Annotated in this window: 7 protein-coding genes and 2 rRNA genes (1 of these 9 only partly in view); 2 read left to right on the forward strand and 7 right to left on the reverse strand. The window is 68.6% G+C overall.

Annotated elements, in window-relative coordinates; translation table 11 throughout:
• Window positions 1-303, reverse strand: a complete 303-nt coding sequence (locus ACQ9ZG_RS05725) for a hypothetical protein (RefSeq protein ID WP_109916771.1) — start codon at window positions 301-303, stop codon at window positions 1-3.
• A gap of 42 nt (window positions 304-345) precedes the next feature.
• Between ACQ9ZG_RS05725 and ACQ9ZG_RS05730 the strand changes: the two genes are divergently transcribed.
• Window positions 346-693, forward strand: coding sequence for an SCP2 sterol-binding domain-containing protein (locus ACQ9ZG_RS05730; protein ID WP_109916770.1), 348 nt, complete (start codon window positions 346-348; stop codon window positions 691-693).
• 66 nt (window positions 694-759) lie between these two features.
• Here ACQ9ZG_RS05730 and ACQ9ZG_RS05735 read toward each other — a convergent pair whose 3' ends face one another.
• Together ACQ9ZG_RS05735 and ACQ9ZG_RS05740 are read right to left on the reverse strand one after the other, a co-directional pair.
• Complete coding sequence (locus ACQ9ZG_RS05735; protein WP_028419856.1) at window positions 760-1,560, reverse strand: ABC transporter ATP-binding protein; 801 nt, start codon at window positions 1,558-1,560, stop codon at window positions 760-762.
• A gap of 182 nt (window positions 1,561-1,742) precedes the next feature.
• The gene (locus ACQ9ZG_RS05740; RefSeq protein ID WP_028419855.1) at window positions 1,743-2,807 is read right to left on the reverse strand and encodes an HAD-IIA family hydrolase; all 1,065 of its coding nucleotides are present in this window, start codon (window positions 2,805-2,807) and stop codon (window positions 1,743-1,745) included.
• A gap of 71 nt (window positions 2,808-2,878) precedes the next feature.
• Here ACQ9ZG_RS05740 and ACQ9ZG_RS05745 point away from each other — a divergent pair, with 71 nt between their 5' ends.
• Window positions 2,879-4,156, forward strand: coding sequence for a DUF1015 family protein (locus ACQ9ZG_RS05745; RefSeq protein WP_499280052.1), 1,278 nt, complete (start codon window positions 2,879-2,881; stop codon window positions 4,154-4,156).
• Window positions 4,157-4,233: 77 nt separating this feature from the next.
• On the opposite strand, the gene ACQ9ZG_RS05750 is transcribed toward ACQ9ZG_RS05745, so the two are convergent.
• From ACQ9ZG_RS05750 to ACQ9ZG_RS05765, 4 genes are all read right to left on the reverse strand, one after another.
• Window positions 4,234-4,944: a tetratricopeptide repeat protein gene (locus ACQ9ZG_RS05750; protein ID WP_109917263.1), complete on the reverse strand. Its 711-nt coding sequence runs from the start codon at window positions 4,942-4,944 to the stop codon at window positions 4,234-4,236.
• The gene (locus ACQ9ZG_RS05755; RefSeq protein WP_219995641.1) at window positions 4,944-6,215 is read right to left on the reverse strand and encodes a hypothetical protein; all 1,272 of its coding nucleotides are present in this window, start codon (window positions 6,213-6,215) and stop codon (window positions 4,944-4,946) included. The genes ACQ9ZG_RS05750 and ACQ9ZG_RS05755 overlap by 1 nt, the downstream gene beginning before the upstream one ends.
• A 212-nt stretch (window positions 6,216-6,427) precedes the next feature.
• Window positions 6,428-6,544: ribosomal RNA gene (gene rrf / locus ACQ9ZG_RS05760) — 5S ribosomal RNA — on the reverse strand.
• A gap of 111 nt (window positions 6,545-6,655) precedes the next feature.
• Window positions 6,656-8,719: ribosomal RNA gene (locus tag ACQ9ZG_RS05765) — 23S ribosomal RNA — on the reverse strand (it continues 1,061 nt past the right edge of the window).

The following is an 8,719-nucleotide window of genomic DNA, read 5'->3' on the forward strand; positions in this document are numbered from 1 at the left end:
TCAGCTCCTGTGGTCGTGCGTGTGGTCGTACGCGGATGGGGTTCCGGATACGGCTGGCGGACCGGGCGGCCCGGGTACGGCGGCGGGACGGGCGTCCAGCGAGGTCAGCGCGTCCTTGAGGCCACCGTGTACATCCTCGTACACCTCGGTGTGCCCGTCCGCCGGGAGGTGGTCCGCGTCGGCCAGCCGCTCCAGGAGGACGTCGACCTCGGCCCGGCCGGTGGGGGTGCGCCCGACGCCCAGCGGCGCGGGCTCGGCGGGCTCGTGGGAGGGCCCCTCGGCCTCCGGCATCCAGTCGCTCATGCCGAAACGCTACCGCGACGGGCCGGTGTACCGTCGAGCACGATGGCGACCATGGCGGAGTGCCGCAGCGCACTCGACAAACTCTCCGACAACCTCGCGGCGGCCGACGGCGACGTACGCGGCGCCGCCGCGCTCGACCGCTCGCTGAGCTGTCACATCAAGGACCTCGGCATCACGTTCACCGGCCGCCTGGCCGATGGCCGGATCGAGGTCGGGGACACGGTCGAGGGGCCGCCCCGCGAGAAGGCCGAGATCCGCCTCACGATGACGGGCGACGACCTGGTCGCCCTGGTCGACGGCGATCTCCACTTCGCCAAGGCGTGGGCGTCGGGCCGCGTCCGCCTGGAGGCGGGCCTCAGGGACCTGCTGAAGCTGAGATCGCTGCTGTAGAAGATCAAGCCCGTCCGGCGATCGAGGACGGAGCGCCCACCAGGACGCCGCCCGCGCCCACCGTCCTCAGGCGGCGGCCTGACGCGCCTTCCTGGCCGCCGGCACCACGAGCGGCGTCCCGGTCTCCGGATCGTCGATCACCTGGCACCGCATCCCGAACACCCGCTCCACCAGCGCCGCGTCGACCACGTCGGACGGCGCCCCCTCCGCGACGATCTCCCCGTCCCGCATCGCGATGAGGTGCGTGGCGTACCGCGCGGCATGGTTCAGATCGTGGAGTACGGCGACGAGCGTGCGCCCCTGCGTCTCGTGCAGCTCCGCACAGAGGTCGAGGACATCGATCTGGTGCTGGATGTCGAGGTACGTCGTCGGCTCGTCGAGCAGCAGCAGCGGCGTCTGCTGGGCCAGGGCCATGGCGATCCAGACCCGCTGCCGCTGACCGCCGGAGAGCTCGTCCACGTAACGGTCGGCCAGCCCGGCCACCCCGGTGGACTCCATGGACTCCTGGACCACCCTCTCGTCCTCCGGCGACCACTGCCGCAGCAGCCCCTGATGGGGGTAGCGGCCCCGGGCGACGAGGTCGGCGACGGTGATGCCGTCGGGCGCGATGGAGGACTGCGGCAGCAGCCCCAGCGTCCGGGCGACCTTCTTCGCGGGCAGCTGGTGGATGATCTGCCCGTCCAGCAGCACCTGCCCCCGGCTCGGCTTCAGCATCCGGGCGAGCGAGCGCAGCAGCGTCGACTTGCCGCAGGCGTTGGGCCCGACGATCACGGTGAAGGAGTTGTCGGGTATCTCGACCGAGAGATCCTCGGCGATGATCCGCTGGTCGTAGCCGAGGGTCACCGATTCCGCGGTGAGGCGCTGCATGGTCGTTACTCCCGGAGTCGGAGGGTGTCCGGTGGATCGGAGCCGGACGGACCCCCGGCCAGCATCAAGTTAGGTTAGCCTATCTTCACGCTGACGCCCCGGGTCTTCACACCGGCGCCCGGGGGCCGGTCCGGTCCCGGTCCGCTCGACCAGCCCCGGCCGGGGGCCGCGACCCCCGGGGCCTACAGCCCCAGCCGCGCCACGGCCTTCCCGGTGTCCGGCCCGAACGCCCCACCCCCGGCGGAGGTCCACGCGGCGCCGCAGAGCGCCCGCAGCCCGTCGAGCGGATCGCCGTCCCCGTCCAGGACGAGCCCTTCCCCGTCCCGTACGGCCGCGGTCCATCCACCGCACCGGAACGCCTCGCCCTCCGCGACGACCTCGGGCTGCCCGGTCAGCAGCCCCCGCAGATCCCGGTCCACGTAGGTCGGCCGGTGCCGGGGCTCCGCGGCGAGCAACCGCGCCGCGTCCGTCACCCCGGTGAGCACCAGCAGGGAGTCCACTCCCCCGTTGAACGCGCCCTCGATGTCCGTGTCCAGCCGGTCCCCCACGACGAGCGGCCGCCGCGCCCCGGTCCGCAGCACGGTCTCCCGGTGCATGGGCGGCAACGGCTTCCCCGCCACCTGCGGTTCGGCGCCGGTGGCGATCCGTACGACCTCCACGGCGGCGCCGTTGCCGGGTGCGATGCCCCGGGCGCCCGGAATGGTCAGGTCGGTGTTGGACGCGTACCACGGCAGCCCGCGCGCCACGGCGTAACTCGCCTCCGCGAACCGCCCCCACGCCAGCTCCGGCCCGCCGTACCCCTGCACCACGGCCACCGGATCCTCGTCCGCCGACTCCACCGGTACGAGACCGCGCTCCCGCAGGGCGACCCGCAGCCCCTCGCCTCCGACGACCAGCACACGGGACCCGGCGGGCAGCTGATCGGCCATCAGCCGGGCGACCGCCTGGGCCGAGGTGATCACATCGGCGGCCTCGGCGGGCACCCCCAGCTCGGTCAGGTGCTCCGCGACCGCGTCCGGTGTGCGCAGGGCGTTGTTGGTGACGTACGCGAGGTGCATCCCGCCGTCCCGGGCGGCGGTCAGCGACTCCACGGCGTGGACGATCGCCTCGCCGCCCGCGTACACGACCCCGTCCAGGTCGAGGAGAGCCGTGTCGTACGCCGCGCTCAGCGCCGTACCGCTCCCGGCGGGCCGATCCCTGTCGTGCTGCGGGCCCGTGCCCGGCCCCTGGTTCTGGCTCTGGCTCATATGGCTCTGCTCCTCATCCACGTCTCTCCCCCGATCATCGCGCATGCCCCGTGCACACATACGATGCTCAAATGAACACTTCAGGTCCCGACGAGCAGGGGCTGCGGCTGATCCCGTTCCGCGGACTGCGTTACGTCCCCGAGCGGGTCGGCAGCCTGGCCGCGGTGACCTCGCCCCCGTACGACGTGGTCGTCAGGCCCGACGGTCTGCACCACCTGGAGTCGGCGGACCCGCACAACATCGTGCGCCTCATCCTCCCCCAGGCGGACACCGCCGGGGAGCGGCACCGGCAGGCGGCGAGGACGCTGGAACGCTGGCTGGCCGAGGGCGTGATCGCCCCGGACCCGGAGCCCGCGCTCTACGTCTACGAGCAGCGCACCGACGGGATCCTCCAGCGCGGCGTGATCGGCGCCCTGGCGCTCTCGCCCGCGGCCGACGGGATCGTGCTGCCGCACGAGGACGTCATGGACGACATCGTGGCGGACCGCGCCGAGCTGATGCGCACGGCCCAGGCCCATCTGGAACCGCTGCTGCTGACCTACCGCGGCGACGGCTCGGCCACGGGCGCCGCGGCGGTCATCGAGCGGACGGCCGAGCGGCCTCCGCTGCTCTCCACCACGACGGAGGACGGTTTCCACCACCGCCTCTGGGCGGTCACGGACCCGGCCGAGCGCGGCGAGATCGAGACGGATCTCGCCCGCCACCAGGCGCTGATCGCCGACGGGCACCACCGCTGGGCCACCTACCTCAGGCTCCAGCGGGAGCAGTCCGCCCCGGGCCCCTGGGACTTCGGGCTCGTCCTCCTCGTCGACACCGCCCGCCACCCGCTCCAGGTCCGCGCGATCCACCGCCTGCTGCGCGGCCTGCCGGTGGCCCGGGCGCTCGAAGGGCTGTCGGGCCTCTTCCGGCTCCGTACGGTGGCGGGCCCGCTGCCCCGCGCGCTGGACGCCCTGGCCGGTGCGGCGGCGGAGGGCAACGCGTTCCTCCTCGCCGGCGACGGCGGCTTCCACCTGGTGGACCGCCCGGACCCGGAGCTGCTGGCCCGGACGATCCGCACGGACCGCCCCGAGGCGTGGCGCACGCTGGACGCGACGGTGCTCCACTCGGCGCTGCTGGACGAGGTCTGGCGGATCCCCGACGCCCCCGGGCACATCGGCTACATCCACGACACGGGCGCCGCCGTCGAACAGGCCGAACGCCTCGGTGCCACGGCGGTGCTCATGCATCCGGTACGCGAGGAGACCGTCCGGGATCTGGCCCGGCAGGGGGTCACCATGCCCCGTAAGTCCACGTCCTTCGGCCCGAAGCCGGCGACGGGCCTGGTCATGCGCAGTCTGACCCTCGACTGAGAAGACCGACGGGCACACAGGAAAGGGGCGGTACTCCCGAGGGAGTACCGCCCCTTTCCTGTTCTGCGTCCTAGGGCCTAGTCCTTGCCCGGCTCGTCACCGCGCTCGTCCTGGTCCGCCGCGTCAGCCGTGGCCGCCTCAGGGGCGTCGGCGGTCTCGTCCTCGTCGTCCCCGAGGGCGTCGACGAACTCCACCCCGTCCAGCTCGGCGAGCCGGTCCGACGCGTCGGTCGAGCCGTCCTTGTCGGCCTCCAGGGCCTTGCCGAACCACTCACGTGCCTCGTCCTCGCGCCCGGCCTCCAGCAGGGCGTCCGCGTACGCGTAACGGAGGCGCGGGGTCCACGGCTGGATGGAGTGGGAGGCCAGCTCGGGGCTCTGCAGCGTGACGATGGCGGCGTCGATCTGCCCCATGTCCCGACGGGCCCCGGCGGCGACGAGCCGCATCTCGACCTGCCCGGCCTTGTCCAGCTTCTGCACCTCGGGCTCACCGGCCATGGCCATCGCCCGCTCGGGCCGGCCGAGGCCGCGCTCGCAGTCGGCCATGACGGGCCACAGCTCCACGGACCCGGTCATCCGCCGCGACGCCCGGAACTCGGCCAGCGCCTCCGCGTACCTCTGCGTGGCGTAGGCCGCGAATCCGGCCGCTTCCCGGACGGCGGCGACGCGCGAGGCCAGCCGCAGGGCGATGCGGGAGTACGCGTACGCCTCCTCGGGGTCCTCGTCGATCAGCCGGGCCACCATGACGAGGTTGCGCGCGACGTCCTCCGCCAGGGTCTTCGGGAGGCTCATCAGCTCCTGGCGGACGTCCTTGTCGATCTCCTCGCCGGTGACGTCCTCGGGGATCGGCAGCCGCTTGATCGGCTCCCGGTCGCGGTCACGGTCCCGGTCGTCGCGACGGAACCCGCCGCGGCCGCGGTCGTCCCGCTGCCCGCCCCGGTAACCACCGCGGTCCCGGTCACGGTCGCGGTCGTCCCGCCGGAACCCGCCACCGGAGCCACCCCGGTTGTCGTCGCGGCGGAAGCCACCGCCGCCGCCCGGACGGTCGTCGTCGCGACGCGGACCGCGCGGCCGGTCGTCACGACGCTCGAACCCGCCACCGCCACCGGGGCGACCACCTCGGTAGCCACCACGGTCATCATCACGACGAGGCCCACGGTCACGATCACGGTCGCGGTCATCACGCCGGAAGCCACCGCCGGAAGGACGGCTGTCATCGCGACGGAAGCCGCCGCCGTAGCCGCCGCCCCGGTTGTCGTCACGGCGGTTGTCGTCACGGCGGAACCCACCACCACTGGGACGGTCGTCATCGCGACGCGGGCCACGGGGACGGTCGTCACGACGCTCGAACCCACGACCACCACGGTCGTCGTCACGCCGAAACCCGCCGCCGGCGCTACCACCCCGGTCGTCCCGACGGAAACCGCCGCCGGCGCTACCACCCCGGTCATCCCGACGGAACCCACCGCCGGAACCGCCACCGCGGTTGTCATCACGGCGGTTGTCGTCACGCCGGAACCCACCACCACTGGGACGGTCATCGTCACGACGCGGGCCACGGGGACGGTCGTCACGACGCTCGAACCCACGACCACCACGGTCGTCGTCACGCCGAAACCCGCCGCCGGCGCTACCACCCCGGTCGTCCCGACGGAAACCGCCGCCGGCGCTACCACCCCGGTCGTCCCGACGGAAACCGCCGCCGGAACCGTCACCACGGTTGTCATCACGACGGAAGCCGCTGCCGGCCTTTCCCCCCCGGTCATCGCGAGGGAAGCCGCCGCCGTAGCCGCCGCCCCGGTTGTCGTCGCGCCGGTTGTCGTCACGGCGGAACCCACCACCACTGGGACGGTCGTCATCGCGACGCGGACCACGCGGCCGGTCATCCCGACGAGGTCCACGGTCACGATCACGGTCGCGGTCATCACGCCGGAAACCGCCACCGGAAGGACGGCTGTCATCGCGACGGAAGCCGCCACCGGAGCCACCGCCCCGGTTGTCATCACGGCGGAAGTCGCGGTCGTTGTCGCGACGAGGACCCGCGGAACCGGACCGGTCGTCACGACCACCGCGGTAACCGCCCCGGTCACCACCGTCCCGGCGGCGCGGCTCGCGCTCCGGACGATCGTCGGGAGAGTTGGTGGACATGGGTGTGACTCCTGTCTTCGGGTACCACAGACATTCTCGCGCAGCCGACCGTCGGACGCGCTTCGACAAAAACAAAAGGACCCCTGGTCCCAGCGTGAACGCTGGGACCAGGGGTCCTTGAAAGATTGTTCGGCGGCGTCCTACTCTCCCACAGGGTCCCCCCTGCAGTACCATCGGCGCTGAAAGGCTTAGCTTCCGGGTTCGGAATGTAACCGGGCGTTTCCCTAACGCAATGACCACCGAAACCCTATCGGGTTCTAGCGAACAAGCACACTCTTCAATTAAGTAGTGAAGCTGTTCAACCGGCGCGATAACTGTTCGCAACCCGGGAACAACACAGTGGACGCGAGCAACTGAGGACAAGCCCTCGGCCTATTAGTACCAGTCAGCTCCACCCCTCACAGGGCTTCCACATCTGGCCTATCAACCCAGTCGTCTACTGGGAGCCTTAACCCCTCAAAGGAGGTGGGAATACTCATCTCGAAGCAGGCTTCCCGCTTAGATGCTTTCAGCGGTTATCCTTTCCGAACGTAGCCAACCAGCCATGCCCTTGGCAGAACAACTGGCACACCAGAGGTTCGTCCGTCCCGGTCCTCTCGTACTAGGGACAGCCCTTCTCAATATTCCTACGCGCACAGCGGATAGGGACCGAACTGTCTCACGACGTTCTAAACCCAGCTCGCGTACCGCTTTAATGGGCGAACAGCCCAACCCTTGGGACCGACTCCAGCCCCAGGATGCGACGAGCCGACATCGAGGTGCCAAACCATCCCGTCGATATGGACTCTTGGGGAAGATCAGCCTGTTATCCCCGGGGTACCTTTTATCCGTTGAGCGACAGCGCTTCCACAAGCCACTGCCGGATCACTAGTCCCGACTTTCGTCCCTGCTCGACCCGTCGGTCTCACAGTCAAGCTCCCTTGTGCACTTACACTCAACACCTGATTACCAACCAGGCTGAGGGAACCTTTGGGCGCCTCCGTTACTCTTTAGGAGGCAACCGCCCCAGTTAAACTACCCATCAGACACTGTCCCTGATCCGGATCACGGACCCAGGTTAGACATCCAGCACGACCAGAGTGGTATTTCAACGACGACTCCACAACCACTGGCGTGGCCGCTTCACAGTCTCCCACCTATCCTACACAAGCCGAACCGAACACCAATATCAAACTATAGTAAAGGTCCCGGGGTCTTTCCGTCCTGCTGCGCGAAACGAGCATCTTTACTCGTAGTGCAATTTCACCGGGCCTATGGTTGAGACAGTCGAGAAGTCGTTACGCCATTCGTGCAGGTCGGAACTTACCCGACAAGGAATTTCGCTACCTTAGGATGGTTATAGTTACCACCGCCGTTTACTGGCGCTTAAGTTCTCAGCTTCGCCACCCCGAAGAGCAGCTAACCGGTCCCCTTAACGTTCCAGCACCGGGCAGGCGTCAGTCCGTATACATCGCCTTACGGCTTCGCACGGACCTGTGTTTTTAGTAAACAGTCGCTTCTCGCTGGTCTCTGCGGCCACCCCCAGCTCACGGAGCAAGTCCGATCACCAGGCGTGGCCCCCCTTCTCCCGAAGTTACGGGGGCATTTTGCCGAGTTCCTTAACCATAGTTCACCCGAACGCCTCGGTATTCTCTACCTGACCACCTGAGTCGGTTTAGGGTACGGGCCGCCATGAAACTCGCTAGAGGCTTTTCTCGACAGCATAGGATCATCCACTTCACCACAATCGGCTCGGCATCAGGTCTCAGACACATGTTGCGCGGATTTGCCTACACAACGTCCTACACCCTTACCCCGGGACAACCACCGCCCGGGCTGGACTACCTTCCTGCGTCACCCCATCGCTTACCTACTACAAGTCTGGTTCATCGGCTCCACCACTACCCTCAACTCCGAAGAGATCGGGCCGGCTTCACGGACTTAGCATCGCCTGATTCAGTACTGGGCGTTTCAAAGCGGGTACCGGAATATCAACCGGTTGTCCATCGACTACGCCTGTCGGCCTCGCCTTAGGTCCCGACTTACCCTGGGCAGATCAGCTTGACCCAGGAACCCTTAGTCAATCGGCGCACACGTTTCTCACGTGTGTATCGCTACTCATGCCTGCATTCTCACTCGTGAACCGTCCACCACTGCCTTCCGGCGCGGCTTCACCCAGCACACGACGCTCCCCTACCCATCCCAGCCCCCGTTGGGGGTACATGCTGGAATGACACGACTTCGGCGGTACGCTTGAGCCCCGCTACATTGTCGGCGCGGAATCACTTGACCAGTGAGCTATTACGCACTCTTTCAAGGGTGGCTGCTTCTAAGCCAACCTCCTGGTTGTCTCTGCGACTCCACATCCTTTCCCACTTAGCGTACGCTTAGGGGCCTTAGTCGATGCTCTGGGCTGTTTCCCTCTCGACCATGGAGCTTA

It is taken from the genome of Streptomyces araujoniae, from assembly GCF_050871195.1.
Taxonomy (GTDB): domain Bacteria; phylum Actinomycetota; class Actinomycetes; order Streptomycetales; family Streptomycetaceae; genus Streptomyces; species Streptomyces bacillaris.